This is a genomic window from Promicromonospora sp. NPDC057138, assembly GCF_042670845.1.
In the GTDB taxonomy this organism is placed as follows: Bacteria; Actinomycetota; Actinomycetes; order Actinomycetales; family Cellulomonadaceae; genus Promicromonospora.
The window spans coordinates 164,934-182,709 of sequence record NZ_JBHUUX010000006.1 but is presented as its reverse complement, the minus strand read 5'-3'; the positions used below and the strand labels follow the sequence as shown (position 1 = coordinate 182,709).

General features: G+C 74.5%; 17 protein-coding genes, 1 pseudogene and 1 riboswitch. Of the genes and pseudogenes, 1 reads left to right on the top strand and 17 read right to left on the bottom strand.

Annotation, left to right across the window (positions count from 1 at the left end):
* Positions 1–64: 64 nt before the first annotated feature.
* From ACFT2C_RS06645 to rpe, 12 genes are all read right to left on the bottom strand, one after another.
* Positions 65–574 (bottom strand): PH domain-containing protein, encoded by a 510-nt coding sequence (locus ACFT2C_RS06645; protein ID WP_377206231.1) that lies wholly within the window; start codon positions 572–574, stop codon positions 65–67.
* Between the two features lie 5 nt (positions 575–579).
* Entirely contained in the window at positions 580–1,443 is an 864-nt protein-coding gene (gene hisG / locus ACFT2C_RS06640) for an ATP phosphoribosyltransferase (RefSeq protein ID WP_377206230.1), read from the bottom strand.
* 93 nt (positions 1,444–1,536) lie between these two features.
* On the bottom strand, positions 1,537–1,800 hold the full coding sequence (locus tag ACFT2C_RS06635; RefSeq protein WP_377206229.1) for a phosphoribosyl-ATP diphosphatase: 264 nt from the start codon (positions 1,798–1,800) through the stop codon (positions 1,537–1,539).
* Between the two features lie 77 nt (positions 1,801–1,877).
* Positions 1,878–2,495, bottom strand: a complete 618-nt coding sequence (locus tag ACFT2C_RS06630) for a hypothetical protein (protein WP_377206228.1) — start codon at positions 2,493–2,495, stop codon at positions 1,878–1,880.
* Positions 2,496–2,665: 170 nt separating this feature from the next.
* Complete coding sequence (gene ribH / locus ACFT2C_RS06625) at positions 2,666–3,151, bottom strand: 6,7-dimethyl-8-ribityllumazine synthase (RefSeq protein ID WP_377206227.1); 486 nt, start codon at positions 3,149–3,151, stop codon at positions 2,666–2,668.
* The gene (gene ribB, locus ACFT2C_RS06620; protein WP_377206226.1) at positions 3,148–4,698 is read right to left on the bottom strand and encodes a 3,4-dihydroxy-2-butanone-4-phosphate synthase; all 1,551 of its coding nucleotides are present in this window, start codon (positions 4,696–4,698) and stop codon (positions 3,148–3,150) included. Before ribB ends, ribH begins: the two co-directional genes overlap by 4 nt.
* Positions 4,695–5,393: a riboflavin synthase gene (locus ACFT2C_RS06615; protein WP_377206225.1), complete on the bottom strand. Its 699-nt coding sequence runs from the start codon at positions 5,391–5,393 to the stop codon at positions 4,695–4,697. The genes ribB and ACFT2C_RS06615 overlap by 4 nt, the downstream gene beginning before the upstream one ends.
* On the bottom strand, positions 5,393–6,493 hold the full coding sequence (gene ribD, locus ACFT2C_RS06610) for a bifunctional diaminohydroxyphosphoribosylaminopyrimidine deaminase/5-amino-6-(5-phosphoribosylamino)uracil reductase RibD (RefSeq protein WP_377206224.1): 1,101 nt from the start codon (positions 6,491–6,493) through the stop codon (positions 5,393–5,395). Before ribD ends, ACFT2C_RS06615 begins: the two co-directional genes overlap by 1 nt.
* Positions 6,494–6,610: 117 nt before the next feature.
* Positions 6,611–6,745: riboswitch (FMN riboswitch) on the bottom strand.
* Positions 6,746–6,804: 59 nt separating this feature from the next.
* On the bottom strand, positions 6,805–7,458 hold the full coding sequence (locus tag ACFT2C_RS06605; RefSeq protein ID WP_377206223.1) for a DUF2306 domain-containing protein: 654 nt from the start codon (positions 7,456–7,458) through the stop codon (positions 6,805–6,807).
* Between the two features lie 170 nt (positions 7,459–7,628).
* Positions 7,629–8,288: a response regulator gene (locus tag ACFT2C_RS06600; protein WP_377206234.1), complete on the bottom strand. Its 660-nt coding sequence runs from the start codon at positions 8,286–8,288 to the stop codon at positions 7,629–7,631.
* Between the two features lie 59 nt (positions 8,289–8,347).
* A complete protein-coding gene (locus ACFT2C_RS06595; protein WP_377206222.1) occupies positions 8,348–9,658 on the bottom strand; it encodes a sensor histidine kinase in 1,311 nt (436 codons plus the stop codon).
* A gap of 264 nt (positions 9,659–9,922) precedes the next feature.
* Positions 9,923–10,585, bottom strand: coding sequence for a ribulose-phosphate 3-epimerase (rpe, locus tag ACFT2C_RS06590; protein ID WP_377206221.1), 663 nt, complete (start codon positions 10,583–10,585; stop codon positions 9,923–9,925).
* Positions 10,586–10,625: 40 nt separating this feature from the next.
* Between rpe and ACFT2C_RS06585 the strand changes: the two genes are divergently transcribed.
* Positions 10,626–11,054 (top strand): DUF1761 domain-containing protein, encoded by a 429-nt coding sequence (locus ACFT2C_RS06585; RefSeq protein ID WP_377206220.1) that lies wholly within the window; start codon positions 10,626–10,628, stop codon positions 11,052–11,054.
* Positions 11,055–11,078: 24 nt separating this feature from the next.
* On the opposite strand, the gene ACFT2C_RS06580 is transcribed toward ACFT2C_RS06585, so the two are convergent.
* The 5 genes and pseudogenes from ACFT2C_RS06580 to ACFT2C_RS06560 form a co-directional block, all read right to left on the bottom strand.
* Positions 11,079–11,810, bottom strand: a complete 732-nt coding sequence (locus ACFT2C_RS06580; protein ID WP_377206219.1) for an alpha/beta fold hydrolase — start codon at positions 11,808–11,810, stop codon at positions 11,079–11,081.
* Positions 11,811–11,898: 88 nt separating this feature from the next.
* Positions 11,899–13,557, bottom strand: coding sequence for an RsmB/NOP family class I SAM-dependent RNA methyltransferase (locus tag ACFT2C_RS06575; protein WP_377206218.1), 1,659 nt, complete (start codon positions 13,555–13,557; stop codon positions 11,899–11,901).
* 185 nt (positions 13,558–13,742) lie between these two features.
* Positions 13,743–14,657 (bottom strand): annotated as a pseudogene (fmt, locus tag ACFT2C_RS06570) (methionyl-tRNA formyltransferase); the annotation flags it as partial.
* A gap of 97 nt (positions 14,658–14,754) precedes the next feature.
* Complete coding sequence (locus ACFT2C_RS06565) at positions 14,755–15,426, bottom strand: HAD family hydrolase (RefSeq protein WP_377206217.1); 672 nt, start codon at positions 15,424–15,426, stop codon at positions 14,755–14,757.
* Entirely contained in the window at positions 15,423–17,768 is a 2,346-nt protein-coding gene (locus ACFT2C_RS06560; protein WP_377206216.1) for a primosomal protein N', read from the bottom strand. The genes ACFT2C_RS06565 and ACFT2C_RS06560 overlap by 4 nt, the downstream gene beginning before the upstream one ends.
* Positions 17,769–17,776: the final 8 nt, after the last annotated feature.

The window sequence follows — 17,776 nt, the reverse complement described above, 5'->3', positions numbered from 1 at the left end:
GACACACGCTCTACCTCGGCATCAATGAGGTGCCGAGGTAGAGCGTGTGTCCGGGACAGGCGCTCTACTTCACGGGACCGATGTTGGGTTCCGGGGCCTCGCCCAGCTCCGAGATGAGCGACACCAGGCGGCGGGCCTCGGTCATCGCGTACTCGCCGTCGGCGCGCTGGATGCCCATGACGGCGAGCACGTCGCCGTCGGCCAGGTCCAGGTGCACCCACGGGTCGTTCGGCCCGAACCGGACCGTCACGATCTCAGCCCAGACCAGCCGCCGGCTGGACGCGTAGTTCACGACCGTGAGCCCGGCCGGGTCCGGGACGGCGCGCACCGCGCCGAACCGCCAGGCGATGACACCGCCCAGCAGGCCGAAAACGATGATCGCTATCCGGTTCGCGGCGTCCGCACCCTGGCCGGTCGCCGCCAGCGCGACGAACGTGCACCCGACGATCGACAGCAGGGCCAGCCCGTACGCCATCGGCGTGCCGAAGCGGCCGCGGAAGGTGCGGAAGTGGTCATCGCCCCGGCTCTCGCCGGTAGCGCCGCTGCCTGTTCCCCCGCCCGCCCCCGCACCCATGAGGCCTACAGCCGCGAGGCGTGGATCGACGTCACGATGATGGCGCGCGCCCCGACGTCGTACAGCGCGTCCATGATCCGGTTGGTCTCCCGGCGCGGGACCATGACGCGGACGGCGCAGGCGTCGCTGTGGTGCTGCGCCGAGACGGTCGGGGACTCCTTGCCGGGCGTGATCGCCACGGCCTCCTCGAGCCGCGCGGCGGGGACCACGTAGTCCATCAGCACGTACTCCCGCGCGGTGATGACGCCCTCCAGGCGGCGGGTCAGGATACCCAGGCCGGCCGGCGCCTCGGCGTCCGCCTGCCGGATCAGCACGGCCTCCGAGTGCAGGATCGGGTCGCCGAACACCTCCAGGCCCGCGGCCCGCAGCGTGGTGCCGGTCTCCACGACGTCGGCGATGACGTCCGCGACGCCGAGCCGTACGCTCGACTCCACGGCGCCGTCCAGGTGCACGATCGCGGCGGGCTCGACACCCTGCTTCGCCAGGTGCTGGGCCACGAGCGTCGTGTACGACGACGCCACGCGCAGCCCCGCGATGTCGCTCACCTGGGTCACCGGGGCGGGTTGGCCCAGGCCCGCGGGCGCCGCGTACCGGAACGTGGACCTGGCGAACCCGAGGCCGAGGTGCTCGATGGCGTCCGCGCCCGAGTCGAGCATCAGGTCACGGCCCGTGATGCCGACGTCGACGGTGCCGGTGCCCACGTAGACCGCGACGTCGCGCGGGCGCAGGAAGAAGAACTCGACGTCGTTCTCGGGGTCGGCGAGCACGAGCTCGCGGTGGTCCCGGCGCTGGCGGTAGCCCGCCTCGCTCAGCATCTCGGAGGCGGGCCCGGACAGGGCACCCTTGTTGGGGACGGCGATGCGCAGCATGTGGTTGGTTCCTCTCTGGGTGTACGACGGATCTGCGGGACCCCGGTCTCTCGACGGGCCCGACCGGCGGTGGTCGGGCCCGTCGAGGCCGGGTCACAGATGCGTGTACACGTCCTCGAGGGTCAGTCCCTTGGCGACCATCAGGACCTGCAGGTGGTACAGGAGCTGCGAGATCTCCTCCGCGGTCTCGGCATCCGACTGGTACTCGGCCGCCATCCAGACCTCTGCGGCCTCCTCCACGACCTTCTTGCCGATCGCATGGACGCCTGCGTCCAGCTGGGCCACGGTGCCGGAACCCGCCGGACGGGTCTCGGCCTTCTCGGTCAGCTCGGCGAACAGGGTCTCGAAGGTCTTCACGAGGCTCAGACTAGTCGGGCATCGGGGGCACTACCCGCCGTCGTCCACGTGGCGGCCATGTCGCCGCCCCGTGGACGCTATGGCGTCGGCCACTTCGACGGCAGACTGCCGTCGGCCACGGGGGTGATGACGCCCTGGAACGGCGTGATCAGGGAGTAGTCGTCGGCCGCGCCCTCTTCCCCGGACGCTGCGGACAGCAGGACGATCACGGAGCCGTCCGCGCCGCCGACGCCGGAGGGCGGGTCGAGCGGGTCGCCCTCGGGGTACGCGTCGCCGCTGCACGTCTCCGGCGTCGAGACGACGGCGATGCGCTCGCCCGGCGCGACCTCGAGCTCGGGCTGGGTCTGCGGGCGGCCCGACGGCGGATCCGGCCGCTCGAGCACCTCCTCGACGGTGACCAGCCAGCGGTGGGCGTCGACGCCGTACATCTGCGCGGTGCCGTCCTGCTCCACGACGGTCCCTCGGACCACAGCCCCGGCGTCGGACGCCGCCTCGGCCGGGGTCTCGAAGAACACCCAGTCGACGCAGGCGACGCCGGGCGGGTCCATCGGGCCCTGCGCCCGGTCCTGCGTCACGCCCAGGGTCTCCGCCGTGCCCGAGGGCTCCGCTCCCCCGGCCGGCTCCGCCGCCGCGCAGCCGGCGAGCCCGCCCGCCGTCGCAGTCGCCATGACGGCGACGACGACCGCCGTCGTCATGGCCGACCGCGACACACGCCGCGATACCGATCCTGATGCCATCCGCGATGCCGACCACCGGGCACATGAGGTTCTCATATCTCCTTCATGTGCCGAGGGGCCGGTTCTTGCAGGCTCTGGTTCGGTGGTTGGCGGTGCCTTGGGTGTCGTTCAGAACGCTTGGCACACTATTAACGCAGGACTGGAGAGACCACCAGATCGCGCAGCGTCACCGCCGTGGCGACCGCCGCCTCCACCGCCTCCGCGCCCTTGTCCTCGTGCGAGCCCTCCAGCCCGGCCCGGTCCAGGGCCTGCGCCTCGTCGTCGCACGTCAGCACCCCGAACCCGACGGGCACGCCGGTACGCACGCTCACGTCCGTGAGGCCCGACGTCGCGGCCGAGCACACGTACTCGAAGTGCGGCGTCCCGCCGCGGATCACCACCCCGAGCGCGACGACGGCGTCCGCTCCCCCGGCCGCCGCGCGTGCCGCGGCCACGGGGAGCTCGAACGAGCCCGGCACCCGCACCTCCGTCCAGTCCGCGCCCGAGGCCCGCAGCGCCCGGCGGGCGCCGGCCAGCAGCCCGTCCATCACCTGCTCGTGCCAGCTCGCCGCGATCACGACGACCCGCAGGCCCGTCCCGTCCACTGTCACCTTCGGTGCTCCGGCCCCGCTCATGCGCACGCTCCTTCTTCCTCGTCGAGCTCGTTCACGTTCTTCAGGCCGTTCAAGCCGTTCAAGCCGTTCACGCTCAGGTCGTTCAGATCGTTCAGATCGTTCAGGACGGGCTCGCCGGCGTCCGGCCGGTCGATGCGGTGCCCCAGCACCAGCCGCTTAGTCTCGAGGTACCGGTGGTTGTGCACGCCGCGCCCCACCACCAGCGCCCGCTGCCCGACGACGTCCGTACCCGCCTCGCGCAGGCCCGTCACCTTCTCCGGGTTGTTCGTCAGCAGGGTCACGCCGTCCAGCCCGATGTCCGCCAGGATCGCCGACGCCGCGCCGTACTCCCGCGCGTCCACCGGCAGCCCGAGGTCCACGTTCGCCTCGACGGTGTCCCGGCCCGTGTCCTGCAGCGCGTACGCCTGGATCTTCGCGGCCAGGCCGATCCCCCGGCCCTCGTGACCTCGCAGGTACACGACGGCGCCGCCCTCGGCGGCCACCGCCGCCAACGACGCCTCGAGCTGCGGGCCGCAGTCGCAGCGCAGGGAGCCCAGGGCGTCGCCCGTCAGGCACTCCGAGTGCACGCGCACCAGCCGGCCGTGGGCCGAGCCTCGTGCCGGCGCCTCGCGCCGCGGGCCGGACAGCGCCACCGGCGTCAGCGCGAGGTGCTCCGCGCCCGAGACCAGGTCCCGGTACGCCACGACCCGGAAGTCGCCGTACCGCGTGGGCAGCGACGCCTCGGCGACCCGGTGCACCCGGGCCTTGACCGGCGTCGTGCCACCGGACAGCGTCGCGCCACCAGACGGCAGCGGGTCGTGCGCCAGGCGCCACGCCACCAGATCGGCGACCGTGAGCACCACGAGGCCCGCCTCCCGCGCCAGGGCCTGGGCCTCGGGCAGCCGCATCACCGCGCCGTCGTCCCGGACGAGCTCGGCGATGGCGCCCACCTCGCCCAGGTCCCCGGCGCCAGCACCATCACTCGCGCTGCCGGCGAGGCGCACCAGGTCCACCGCGGCCTCCGTGTGCCCCGCGCGCTCCAGCACGCCGCCCGCGCGCGCCCGCAGCGGCAGCACGTGCCCGGGCCGGATCAGGTCCCGCGCGCCCGACGCCGGGTCGCCCAGCACCCGCAGCGTCCGCGCCCGGTCCGCCGCGGAGATTCCCGTCGTCACGCCCACGGCGGCGTCCACCGACACCGTGTATGCCGTCCCCCGCGGGTCCTCGCTGCGCTCGACCATCAGCGGCAGCTCCAGCGCGTCCGCGCGGTGCGCGGGCATCGGCGCGCAGAGGTAGCCCGACGAGTGCCGGACCGTCCAGCCCACCCACTCGGCCGTCGCGGCGCTCGCGGCGAGGACGACGTCCACCTCGTTCTCCCGGCCGGCGTCGTCGGCCACGAGGACCGGTCGCCCGGCGGCGAGCTCGGCGAGGGCGCGCTCCACCACGCCCGTGCCCGGCTCACCCGGGGTCCCCGGGACGACGGCGCTCGTACCGGCCGAGGCTGAGTTCTCGTCCGCAGCGTCCACAGGGCCCACGACATCCGCGGCGCGCACGGTGCTGCCCGCGCTCATCGTGCCGCTCCGGTCGCCAGGTCGCCGACGGCGGCCGTCGTCGCCGGCTGGGCGACCGCACCGGTCGCCATCAGCCGCTCGACGTACTTCGCGAGCACGTCGACCTCCACGTTCACGACGTCGCCCGGGACGAGCCGGCCGAGCGTCGTCGCGGCGAGCGTGGTCGGGATGAGCGACACGCCGAAGCCGTCGTCCGACACCCAGGTCACGGTCAGCGAGACCCCCGCCAGCGCGATGGACCCCTTCTCCGCGACGTACCGGGTCAGGGCGGCGGGCGCGGAGAACTCGAGGTCGTCCCAGCGCGGGCCGGGGGTGCGGCGCGCCAGCGTCGCGACGCCGTCGACATGCCCCTGGACCACGTGCCCGCCCAGCCGGCCGTCCGCCGGGAGCGCGCGCTCCAGGTTCACCGGGGTGCCCGGGACGAGGGCGCCGAGCGAGGTGCGGCGGAGGGTCTCCGGCATCACCTCGGCGACGAACGCGCCGCCGTTCCCGTCCGCCCCGGGCAGCACCGAGGTGACGGTCAGGCACACGCCGTCCACGGCTATCGAGTCGCCCGGCCGGGCGTCCGACGTGGCGAGCGGGCCCGCGACGGTCAGGACGGCGTCGGGCGCTGCGCCCGCGTCGGAGCCGGCGTCGCCGCCGGGCCGGTCGAGCGCGACGACCGAGCCGAGCTCCTCAACGATTCCGGTGAACATCAGATCTCCTCCTTGGTGTGCGCGACGGTGTGCGCGACCAGCAACATGTCGTCGCCCAGCCGGGTCACGTCGTGGGTGGCGAAGCGCGCGGCCTCGCCGATGGTGGTCACGCCGAGGTCGCCGACGGCGGTGGCGCCCGCGCCGAGCAGCACCGGGGCGACGTAGGCGTGGAGCTCGTCGACCGCGTCTGCGGCCAGCAGGGCCGTGGCCAGGGTGGGCCCGCCCTCCACGAGCAGGTGCCGCACCTCGCGCTCGGCGAGCTCCCGCAGCGCTGCGTCCAGATCGTGGCCGGGCAGCTGCAGCAGGGGGCCGCCGGGCCCGCGCAGGCGGGCGTCGTCGGGCACCGTGCGGCGGCCGAGCACCACCCGCAGCGGCTGGTGCCCGACGAGGCCGCCGTCGACGGTCCGGGCGGTGAGCGACGGGTCGTCGGTCAGGGCGGTCCCCGAGCCGACGGCTATCGCGTCGACCTGCGCGCGGATGGTGTGGGCGTGCGTGCGGGCCTGCGGGCCGGTGATCCAGCGGCTGGTGCCGTCGGCGGCGGCGACCCGGCCGTCCAGGCTGGTGGCGAGCTTCAGCGTCACGTAGGGGCGCCCGGTGCGCACGGCGTGCAGCCAGGGGCGCAGCAGCTCCTCGCCCTCGTCCGCGAGGGTGCCCATGGTGACCTCGATCCCCGCGGCCCGCAGCTTGGCCGTTCCGCCCGTCGCCACCGGATTCGGGTCGCCGACCGCGACGTGCACGACGGCGACGCCGGCCTCGATCAGGGCGTCCGCGCAGGGCCCGGTGCGGCCCTGGTGGGCGCACGGTTCGAGCGTCACCACCGCCGTCGTGCCCCGCGGGTCGATGCCCTGCGCCCGGGCCGCGGCCAGCGCCGCCGCCTCCGCGTGGGGCGTGCCGGCGCCGCGATGGAAGCCTTCGGCGACCGGGCGGCCGCCCGGGTCGAGGAGCACGCAGCCGACGCGCGGGTTCGGGCCGTACGCCGGGCCCTGCGCGGCCAGTGCGAGGGCGCGGCGCATGGCTGCCTCGACGGCGGGCGGTGCGGTGGGCGGTGCGGTGAGCGTCGCCGCGCGCGCCACGGCGCGGCCCTGCGGTGCCTGAGTCATGCTGTCCTCCCCGAGCTTCGGCGCTCCGGGGTGGACGACGGGTACGCGGACCAGGCCTGAAGGCCCTGCCCGCGCGCACGACGTCACGGCACACCCGCCCCAGGGGACGGCGGCGCCGCACGTGCTTCCTCCCATCCGGACTTTCACCGTCGGTCCTGGAGTTCCACCAGGTCAACCGGTCCCCCTTGCGGGAGACGCGGGTCGCGGACTGTCACCGCCGGCTCGGAATTACACCGACCCCGGAGCACGTGTGTGCGTACTGCTGCCTGTCAGCATGCCACAACTCGCGAGAGCCCCGGCCATGGTCTGCGTCACACCCTGCCGCTCGTCCTGCGCCGTCGGATCAGCCACTCCGCGAAGGCCACGTTGATGACCCAGGCCGCGACCATCCCGGTCGCGTAGGCCGCCGTGCTCATGGTGCCGACGATGGCCATGTACGGCCCGAGCAGCAGCGCCTGCGTCCCGGCGCCCATCGCCAGCGCGTACGCCCGCATCATCCAGGCCGGGTGGCTCACGAAGTCGCGGCGCAGCGCCGCCCGCACACCCAGGACTATCGACACGGCCATGGCGGTGCCGACCACGTAGCGCGCCCCGTTGACGACCAGGTTGTCGTGGGCCGGCAGGTCGTAGAACGTGGTCATCCAGAGGCCGGTCAGCGCGACGCCGAGGCCTGCCGGCGCGAGGACCCGGCCGGCGAGCCGATGCCAGCGTCGTCGGCGCAGGCTCGGCACGAACTGGAACGCGCCGAGCAAGCTGTAGGTCGTCACGCAGATGATGTGCACGATGACAGGCAGGGGCTGGGCCACGAAGCGCGCGTTCTCCGCGGTGACCACGGGATCCGAGGCCAGCTCGGTGAGCCGCACGGATCCGGCGAGTGCCGGGACGGCCGCCAGGAGGAGCAGACCCGCCGGGACGAGCCATTCGCGACGACTCGTGGGCTTGGTCGTCGTCTGGGAGATTGTCATGTGTCGAGCGTGCCTGGCTGGGTACGGGCTGGTCATGGGCCCGTGGACCGGGCTGCTCCCGGCCGAAAGTACGAGCCGTGCTACGGGGCCGGAGCCCGGTCAGGACCAGCCGGGTCGGGAACGACCTGGTCGGGACCAACCCAGTCGGGACCAACCCGGTCAGGCTCAGTTCAGGAGCCGCCGGTCCGCACGCGCCCCGTGTCGTAGGCCCAGAGCGCGACCTCGACGCGGTTGCGCGCTCCGACCTTCGTCATGAGGTTCGCGACGTGCGACTTGACGGTGCTCAGGGTGACGAAGAGCTCGCGCGCGATCTCGGTGTTGGTCAGGCCGCGTGCGACGGCCCGGAGCACCTCCTCCTCGCGCGCGGTCAGCGGGTCGAGGGGCTGCGCGGGTGGCGCGGCGGGTCCGACGTCGGCGAAGGCCCTGAGCAGGCGTGTCGTGATGCTCGGCGCGATCAAGGCGTCGCCGACGGCGGCGGCGCGCACGGCCTGGGCGAGGAGCGCGGGGCCGGCGTCCTTGAGCAGGAAGCCCCGCGCGCCCGCCCGGAGGGCCGCGTAGACGTACTCGTCCAGGTCGAACGTCGTGATGACGACGACGGCGAGCGGATCGACGACTCCCGGGCCGGCCAGCGCCCGGGTCGCCTCGATGCCGTCGAGCACGGGCATCCGGATGTCGAACAGGCAGACGTCGGGCCGGAGGCGGCGCGCTAGCTCGACGGCCGCGGCGCCGTCCGCCGCCTCGCCGACCACCTCGATGCCGTCCTGGACGCCGAGGATCATGCTGAGGCCCGTGCGGACGATCTCCTGGTCGTCCGCGACCAGGACGGTCAGGGCGCGGTCCGCCGGGCGGTCCCCAGGGCGGTCCGGACCGGGCCCCGGCGTCGGGCCGGTCACGGGCGCCCGCCCGTCAGCGGGAGAAAGGCCTCCACGACCCATCCGCCCGACGGCACGGGACCGGCGGTGACGTCGCCGCCCAGCTCCCGGGCGCGTACCCGCATCCCGGCGATCCCGTTCCCGGGCACGAACGGCGAGGTCAGTGGCTCCCCGTCGTCGGAGACGCGCAGCCGGAGGGAGCCGGCCTCGACCGTGAGGGCGACGTCGACCCGCGTCCGGCCGCGGGCGTGGCGGCGCGCGTTGGTGACCGACTCCTGCGCGATGCGGTAGGCCGCCGCGCCGACGTCGGCCCGTACGCTTCCGACCTCGCCCTGAACCGTGACGACCACGGGCGACGGCGGACCGGCGGCGAGCCGGACGACGTCGGCGGCCTGCGGGCCGGGACCGACGGCGCTTGCGCTCAGGCTGTTGCCGGTTCCGGTGCTCGAGCTGTGGCCGGGTCCGGCACCGGAACCGGCTGCGGAGCTCGCTCTGCCGCCGGTGCTGAGACCCGCGGGCGCGGTGGGGACCCGGGCCGTGCCGGCCGAACTGGCCGCGATCGCCGAACCATCCGCAACCTGCTCGTCCTCGCGCAGCGCGCGGACCAGGGCGCGCATCTCGACGAGTGTCTGCTTCGCCTCGCCCTCGATGACGCGCAGCGCGGCCTCCAGCGGGTCTCCGCCGTCCCCCCCGCCGCGACGGCCGCGCCGCGCCTCCGCCTGGGCGAGTCCGGCCTGCGCCCGGACGGCGATGCCGGAGACGTGGTGTCCGACGATGTCGTGCATGTCCCGGGCTATGCGCTCGCGCTCCTGGGCCCGCGCCTGCGCGAGCGCGCGCACCCGGGCCGTGGACCGGAAGCGGACCGCCAGACCGGTAGCGCCCAGCATCGCGACGACAGATGCCCCGCCCAGCGTTTCGGCACCCGTAGCGTTCCCCAGCGCCCAGGTCAGGCCGAGCGCCGCGGCCAGGAGCCCGGCCCCGACGACGGCCTGCCGACCGCTCCCCCATCGGAACAGCGCGTAGACCAGGACCGCGCCGTACACCGCCGTGATCAGGTCGCCGTCGCTCCCCATCACGAGCATCACCGCGGTCGAGACCACTGTCGTGGCCACCACGGGCAGCAGCGGATGCGTCCGGCGCCAGAGCAGCGTCGGGACCAGGACCAGCGCCGCGGCAACCTGCAGCCAGCGCCACGGCAGGTCGGGCCGCACCAGGCCCTCGATCACCACGGCCGGGACCACCACTCCCACCAGAGCCCAGTCCCGCCAGACCCGCGCCGGCGGATCAGCGGGCGGGGGCTCGTCCCAGACCGAGCGGATGGCGGACACGGGCTCATGCTACGAGGGCCGGGCGGGCCGCCGGATCAGGCGAAAGTACGAGGCCGGGCTCCCCGTTCGGGGCTGGTGGTGAGGTGGAGGGTTGGTGGTCCGGGTCTGCGGCGCGCTTGGCACACTTTTTATCCACCAGAGCGCGGGCGCGGACAGCCGTCAGGGAGGTCCGCTTCCACCACACGATCTTGCCTGGACTCTGGCCCGGATCCATGCGAGATCGTGTGGTCGCAGCGGACCAATCTCTGCCCCGCCCGGCGCGGCTCAGTGCGTGTGCTTGCTCGCCAGCTCGCGCAGCGTCGCGATCTCCGCCGGGATGTCCGCGGCCCCGTAGACCGCGGAGCCCGCCACGAAGACGTTCGCCCCGGCATCGGCGGCCCGCTCGATCGTGTCGCGGGACACTCCCCCGTCGACCTGGATCCAGACGTCGAGGCCGGACTCGCTCACGGCCTCGCGCGCACGCCGGATCTTCGGCAGCGTGCCGTCGATGAAGGACTGCCCGCCGAAACCAGGCTCGACGGTCATCACGAGGATCATGTCGATCTCGGCGAGCAGGTCGAGGTAGGGCTCCACCGGCGTCGCCGGCCGCAGCGCCACGCCCGCCCGCGACCCGAGCTTGCGCAGCTCGCGCGCCAGGCGCACCGGCGCCTGCGCCGCCTCGGCGTGGAAGGTGACCGACGCCGCCCCGGCCTCCGCGAACGCCGGCGCCCACCGGTCGGGGTTCTCGATCATGAGGTGCGCGTCGAGCGGGATCGGCGACACCTTCGCGAGCCGCTCGAAGATCGGCAGCCCCAGCGTCAGGTTCGGCACGAAGTGGTTGTCCATGACGTCGACGTGCGCGTAGTCGGCGTCGGCGATCCGGCCGAGGTCACGCTCGAGGTTCGCGAAGTCGGCGGAGAGGATGCTGGGGGCGATGAGGGCTGCCATGATGCCAGCGTAGGACCCGACCAACAGACCGGGAGCACAGATGATCCCCGAAGTGAACTACTGGGCAGTGATCGCGGCCACGCTGTCGACGATGGTCGTGGGCTCGCTCTGGTACACGCCCAGGACGTTCGGCAACCGCTGGATGAAGCTCGCGAAGGTGGACCCCGAGGCGGCCAGTGCCGCAGGGATCTGGCCCATCGTCATTACGGTCATCGTCAGCTTCCTGACCGCGTGGGTGCTGGCCGGCGCCGTCTACATCTCGTGGGAGTTCTACGAGGGGAGCTTCTTCACCTCCGCCGTCGTGACCGCCGTCCTGCTCTGGATCGGGTTCACGGCCGCCCGCATGATCACGCACGACGCCTTCGAGGGCCGCCCGCCCGCGCTCACCACCCTGAACCTGGCGCACGAGCTGGTCACGATCCTGGTCATGGCCCTGATCATCGGGGTGTGGCCGCCGACCGGCGTCTGACCCGCGCAACCTCCGGCTCTGGAATCACGCGTTCAGCGCGCCGACGGCATCGTTGACGACAGACGCGATCTGGTCGGGTACCTCGTTCGGCAGGAAGAACACACTGCCCGGAACCGTCACGACCTTGACCGTGGAGCACGCCTCCAGCGTGCGCCGCTCGGCGCCGGTGAGCCCGCCGTCGCCCTTCTCGGCGTGGACGACCCACGTCGGGACGCCCGAGCGGCACAGCATCGCGGCGTGGTCCTCGCCGCTCTTCAGCCACTTCAGGTATTCACGAAGTCCGAGACGCATGTCCCGCGTGCTGGTCCTGCGGAAGTCCGCGGCGAGCTCCGCCCGCCGCTCGGGCGGCACCGGTATGCCCTTCACCATCGACTCCGCGGCGTTCTTCATCAACGCCAGCGGCAGGCTGCCGAGCGCTCTGGACAATCGGATGACGTTGATGAAGACCGCGGACTCGTCCGGCAACGACAAGCTGATGCCAAGCAGCACCATCGGGCCGGTGAACAGGTTCTTCTCCGCCATCTCCAGCGCCGCGTTGGCGCCCAGGCTGAACCCGACGACGACCTCCGCACCCGTCTTGGCCACGAGGTCCGCTGTCATTCGCCCATAGGCCTCGTGGCTGTAGTCGTCCGGGGACGGCGCGCCTGCTTGTCCGGGCATCGTCGCCGCCACCAGCCGCAGCCCGGACAGGCTGGGCTGCTGCATCAGCTCCAGATACGAGCGCGCGCTGCACATGCCGCCGGGCAGCAACAGCACGGTGTGTTCGGCGTCCGCCGGACCTGACTCGACCAACTGCCACTCAACGCTCACCATCGCACCCCCGTCACCCCATCGTAGGCAGGCCCTAGGTCGTGCGCCGCAGCAGCGTCAGGTGCATCGCGTCCGTGCCGTGCACGTGCGGCCAGAGCTGCACGTCATCACGGTCCGACAGCGGGATCTCGGCCGCGCTGTCGGCGCGCACCACCGAGCGCAGGACGCCGGGCGTGTCGAGCCGCTCGACGTCGGACCGCTTCTTCAGCACGTCCGACACCACGAGCTGCGTCTCGGCCAGGTGCGGCGAGCACGTCACGTACGCGACCACTCCCCCGGGCCGGACGGCGTCCAGCGCCGAGGCGAGCAGCTCGCGCTGCAGCCCGGTGAGTGCGCCGAGGTCCGACGGCGTCCGCCGCCACCGGCTCTCGGGCCGACGGCGCAGCGCGCCCAGACCGGTGCACGGCGCGTCGACGAGCACGCGGTCGTAGGCGCCCGGCTCGTCGGCGCCGACCTCACGCCCGTCGCCGGTACGGACCTCCTCGACCACGCCGTCGGGCAGGGCCGCCAGGGCGCCCGCGACCAGGCGGGCTCGGTGGGGCGCCACCTCGTTGGCGACCAGCGTCGCCCCGCGTTGCGCGGCCAGCGCTCCCAGCAGGGCCGCCTTGCCGCCCGGACCTGCGCACAGGTCAAGCCAGCGCTCGCGGGCCCCGCTGTCCGGCACAGCGCCATCCGACACCGCGGCACCGTCGGACGCGGCGCTCGCAGACGCAGCACTCCCAGACGCAGCACCGCTCAGGGGCACCCCAGCGAGGGCGAGCGTGACGAGCTGGGAGCCCTCGTCCTGCACGCCGGCGCGGCCCTCCCGGATCGCGGGGATCCCCGACGGGTCCGAGCCCTCCAGCCGCAGCGCGGTGGGCGCCCAGCGGCCGGCGACCAGGTCGACGTCGCCCCAGGCATCCTCGTCGGACACGTCCACCAGGCCCGGACGAGCCACCAGCATGACGCGCGGCGAGGCGTTGTCGGCGGCCAGCAGGTCCCCGATCTCGTCCACGCTGCGCCCGTTGCCGACCAGCGCCTCGCGCAGGGCGCGCGCGATCCACAGCGGGTGCGACTCGGTGGCCGCGAGGCCGGTCAGGGCGTCCGGCGCCTCCTTCTCGAGGATGGACAGCCACTCCTCCAGCGGGCGCTCCGACACCCGGCGCAGCACCGCGTTGACCATCTGCGCCGGCCCGGCGCCCACGCGGTTGCGCGCGAGCCCGACCGTCTCGGAGACCGCGGCGTGCACCGGCACGCGCATGCCGAGGACCTGGTGCGCGCCGAGCCGTAGGACGTCCAGCAGCGCCGGGTCCAGGCCGGGCAGGGGGCGGTCCACGCAGGTCGCCAGGATGGCGTCGTACCGGCCACGCAGGCGCAGCGTGCCGTAGGTCAGCTCGGTCGCGAAGCCGGCGTCGCGACCGCGGATGTGCCGCTCGCGCAGCAGCGGAGGCAGTACCAGGTTCGCGTAGGCGTCCGACTCGTCGACCTCGCGCAGCACGTCGAACGCGGCCATCCGGGCCGGGTCGGTGCGCTTGCGACGTTCGGACGGCGCCTGCGAGGTGCGGGGCCGGTCGCCGCCCCGGGACCGCGATGCGGAGCGCTGGCGCCCGGAGGAGTTGCGCCGGTCGTCGTCGAAGCTCCGCCCGCCGCCACGTGCGCTGCCCTCGCGCGAACCGCTGTCGCCCGAGCCGCCGTCGCCCTCGTACCCGCTCATGCGGACACCTCCGTGGTGCCCGACGTCGCAGAGCCCGACGTCGCAGAGCCCGACGTCGCGCCGTCAGGTGTCGAGGTGCCCGTCGCCGACCCGTCCGGTGTCGCGGCACCTGTCACCCCGGCACCGGTCACCGCGGCACCTGTCGCCGAGGCCTCCGACGTCGACGCGTCGAGCACGAGGCCCGCCTCGACGAGCTGTCGCCCCGCGCCGCGGGCCCAGTCGGGCGCGGGCATCGCCTTCTTGCCGACGGGCCGCACCTCGCCCAGCGCGACCGCGTAGGTGGCGGTGCCGACCAGGACCTCGCGCTTCAGGGCGCGCACCTCGCCGGCCAGCAGGTCGGTGACCTCAGGACGTGGCGAGACCGGCCCGAGCCCGAGCCGGGACCCGTCCGGCAGCACCGTCCACGCGCCGGGCGCGGGTGTGCAGCCCCTCACGAGACGGTCGACCGCGAGCGCCGGGTCGGTCCAGGCCACGCGGGCGTCGTCGGTGGTGAGCTTGGGGGCGATGGAGACGCCGTCGGCGGGCTGGGGCTGCGGCTGGAGGGTGCCGTCCTCGAGGGCGTCGAGGGTGGCCACGAGCAGTTCGGCGCCGGAGATGGCGAGGCGGCCGAGGAGGTCGCCGGACGTGTCGGTGGGGCGGATGGTCTCGGTGGCCGTGCCGAGCACGGGTCCGGTGTCCATGCCCTCGTCCAGGAGGAATGTGGTGGCGCCCGTGACCTCGTCGCCGGCGATGACGGCGCGCTGCACGGGGGCTGCGCCGCGCCAGGCGGGCAGCACGGAGAAGTGCAGGTTGACCCAGCCGAGGCGGGGCACGGCGAGCACGGCGGGGCGCAGGATGTGCCCGTAGGCGACGACGGGGGCGGCGTCGATCTCCAGCTCGCGCAGGTGCGCGATGAACTCGTCGCCGCGCGGGACATCGGTGATGACGGGGATCCCGGCCTCCTCCGCCCGGGCGCGCACGGGGCTCGGTGTGAGCTTGCGGCCGCGGCCCGACGGCGCGTCGGCGCGGGTCAGGACGGCCACGACCTCGTGGCGCGAGGCGAGCAGGGCCTCCAGCGAGGCGACGGCGGGTTCGGGAGTTCCGGCGAAGAGAAGACGCACCGGGCCAGTCTAGGTTCGGTGGCCCGACGACGCGGTGTGGGGCGGTGCGCACGGGCCGTGTCGCTCGGCACACCACGCTCGGCCCCCTCCGCTCGGCCTACTCCGCGACCGGGAGCCCCAGGGCGCGCAGGTCCTTGCGGAGCGCGTCCGTGGAGGTGAACACCACGCCGCGGAACCCGACGCCGCGCGCCGCGTCCACGTTGACCGCCTTGTCGTCCACGAAGACGGCGCGGGACGGGTCGACCCCGAACCGCTCGATGGCGAGCTCGAAGATGCGCCGGTCGGGCTTGGCCATGCCCTCGCGGCCGGACACGATGACGTCGTCCATCAGCCCGATCGCGGGTGCGGCGGGCTCGGCGCTGTGGAAGGTCTCTGCCTGCCAGTTGGTCAGCCCGTAGAGCCGCAGGCCGAGGCCCTTCAGCTCGGCGACCAGCTCCGCCGACCCCTCGATCGGTCCCGTCAGCGACATCTCGTAGTGCTCCACGTACCGGCGCAGGTCGGCGACCAGGTCGGGGCGGGTGCGCTCCACACGCTCCAGCAGTACCGCGTACGGCGTCCCCGCGTCGGCCGCGTGGTTGATCGAGCCGAAGTCCACGGCCTCGAAGAACGCCTCGATCTCGGCCTGCGGCCGGTCCGGGTAGGGGCCGAACGGGTCCCAGCCGATCAGCACGTTCCCGAAGTCGTACACGACGGTGTCGATCGCGGGGCTAGCCGGGTGGGTCGGGTCGGTCGGGCTGGTCGGGTCGGTCACAGGATCGGCAGAACTCACAGCATCTCCTTCGGGTCGAGCTGTACACGGACGGTCCCGCCCTCGCGGCGCGCGGAGCGGACGGCGAGGCTCGCCTTGAGCCTACGGGCGAGCTCGTCGCCCTGGGCGAGCGGTACGCGCAGCACGGTCCGTACGGGCAGGTCCAGGGCCTGCACGGCGATCCGGCCTGCCGAACCCCCTCTGCTGCCCGACGGCGCCCCCGCACCGCGCCCGCCTGGTCCGCGCCCCATCGCGTCCGGGTCGACCTCGACCGGACCGAGCACGCCCGACCCCGTTCCCGGGTCCTCGCGCAGCCCGACCCGCGCGACGACGGCGTCGACCGCCGTCCGGTCCCCCGTCACCGCGGCGACCCGGACCGCCGGCGGCAGGTGCAGCTCGGCCCGCTCGTCGAGCTCGCGCGCCGCGAAGCCGGCCGGGTCCCAGCGGACCAGGGCCTGGGTCGGGCCGGGGGCGCCGTCGCCGACGAGCAGCACCTGCCCCTGCGGCCCGGGACGCACCAGCGACGCGGCCGCCAGCCAGCGGTGCAGCGCCTCCGTGCCGGCGGCGAGGCCGGTGCCGCCCGTCATCACGGCGGCGTCGAGCAGCAGCGCCGTGGCGTACCCGGTCGCGGCGACCGGCTCGGCCCCCGGGGTCGCCACGACGAGCGCGGGCGTCGCGGGGACGGCGTCGAGCACCCCGCCGGGGGCCGACGCCGACGACAGCCGCACCGGCACGCCCGTGAACGCGCGCCCCAGCTCCTCGGCGGTGCGCGCCGAGCCGACGCGGACCGACCGCAGGCCCGTCCAGCCGCACTCCTCGCAGTGCCAGCCGCCCGCGAGCCGGCCGCACCAGGTGCACTGGGGCGCGCCGTCGGCGTGCGGCAGGCCCAGCGGGCCGTGGCAATGGCCGCAGCGGGCGGCGACCCGGCAGCGCGAGCACGCCACGACGGGCAGGTAGCCCGACCGCGGCACCTGCACCAGCACCGGGCCGTGCTCCAGGGCGTCCCGGGCGGCCTTCCAGGCGGCCGACGGCAGCCGGGCGGCCGCGGCCGCTCCGTCGCGCGCGAGCTCCACGGACGTGAGCGCCCGCACGCGCGGCGCACGGGCCCGCACCACGTCCCGCGCCGCCGCCAGCTCGCGGGCCCAGCCCGAGGCCAGCATCGCCTGCGCCTGCACCGTCCGGCCGGGCGACCCCAGCAGGAATGCCGCGTCCTCCCGTTCCGCGCGCAGCGCCAGGACGTCCCGGGCGTGCGGGTACGGGGCGTGCGGCTCGGCCAGCGTCTCCTCGCCGTCGCCCCACAGGACCACCAGGCCGAGGTCGGCGACCGGCGCGAACATCGCGGCCCGCGTGCCGACCACCACCCGGGCGGCCCCGCGCAGCGCCCGCAGGAACGCACGGTAGCGGGGAGCGGGCCCGTCGTCCGCGAGGAGCCGCACGACGTCGTCCGCCCCCAGCCCCGCGCCCGTCAGGGCGGCACTCACCCGCGCCACGTCCCGGGCGTCCGGCACGACGACGAGCGCCCCGCGCCCGCCCGCCGTGCACGCCCGCACGGCCTGGGCGACGGCGGCCGCCCAGTGCGGCGTGCCGTCGTCGCCGGTGCCCTTGTCCATGTCCACGCCCACGCCCACGCCGAGGCCCGTGCCCACGCCCGACAGCGCGGACCACACGGCCCGCGGCGCCTCGCCCGCCTGGATCCGGCGCAGGTACGCCTCGCCCCCGCGGTAGGGGGCCCAGGCGGAGGGCTGCTGAGGCTCGGCTGCGGGGGTCTCGACGGGCTCGACCACCATGGACGGCTCGACCTGTGTCGACGGCTCTCTCTCCGACGGCTCTTTCTCGGACGGCTCCCTGTCCGACGGCCCCTTGTCCGACGGCTCCTTCTCGACCCGCGCGTGCCGCGGTGGCAGGGCCAGGCGCAGCACGTCGGCGAGCGTGCCCGCGTACCGGTCGGCGACGGCGCGGCACAGCTCCAGCACCTGCGGCGTCAGCACCCGCTCGCCCGACACCACCCGGCGCAGCGGCACGAGCCTGCCGTCGTGGTCGGAGGTCTCCTGGCGTGCCACGACGTACCCGGCGACGTCCTGCCGGCCGAACCGGGCCTTGATGCGCACGCCGGGCTGCGCCTCGTCGGCCATCGTGACCGGGACCAGGTAGTCGTACGGCTGGTCGAGGTGCGCGGGCTGCAGGTCGAGCACGACCCGCGCCACCGGGAGCGTCTCGGTGATGGGGATGCCGTTGGTCTCGGCGTTGTCGAGCGGGTCCCGGCGCCCGGCCTTGCCGCGGGCGCGCACGGACGTGGCGCCCACCTCGTCCAGCCCGAGCAGCACGCCGTCCGGCAGCGTGTCCTGCTCCGTGTCCCCGTTCACGCCCCTAT

Coding starts and splice junctions, on each gene's coding strand:
- ACFT2C_RS06575 (WP_377206218.1), bottom strand. CDS start 13,557: ATGAGCGGGTACGAGGGCGACGGCGGCTCGGGCGACAGCGGTTCGCGC.
- ACFT2C_RS06585 (WP_377206220.1), top strand. CDS start 10,626: ATGATCCCCGAAGTGAACTACTGGGCAGTGATCGCGGCCACGCTGTCG.
- ribH (WP_377206227.1), bottom strand. CDS start 3,151: ATGAGCGGGGCCGGAGCACCGAAGGTGACAGTGGACGGGACGGGCCTG.
- ACFT2C_RS06645 (WP_377206231.1), bottom strand. CDS start 574: ATGGGTGCGGGGGCGGGCGGGGGAACAGGCAGCGGCGCTACCGGCGAG.
- ACFT2C_RS06630 (WP_377206228.1), bottom strand. CDS start 2,495: ATGACGACGGCGGTCGTCGTCGCCGTCATGGCGACTGCGACGGCGGGC.
- ribD (WP_377206224.1), bottom strand. CDS start 6,493: ATGACTCAGGCACCGCAGGGCCGCGCCGTGGCGCGCGCGGCGACGCTC.
- hisG (WP_377206230.1), bottom strand. CDS start 1,443: ATGCTGCGCATCGCCGTCCCCAACAAGGGTGCCCTGTCCGGGCCCGCC.
- ribB (WP_377206226.1), bottom strand. CDS start 4,698: ATGAGCGCGGGCAGCACCGTGCGCGCCGCGGATGTCGTGGGCCCTGTG.
- ACFT2C_RS06615 (WP_377206225.1), bottom strand. CDS start 5,393: ATGTTCACCGGAATCGTTGAGGAGCTCGGCTCGGTCGTCGCGCTCGAC.
- rpe (WP_377206221.1), bottom strand. CDS start 10,585: ATGGCAGCCCTCATCGCCCCCAGCATCCTCTCCGCCGACTTCGCGAAC.
- ACFT2C_RS06605 (WP_377206223.1), bottom strand. CDS start 7,458: ATGACAATCTCCCAGACGACGACCAAGCCCACGAGTCGTCGCGAATGG.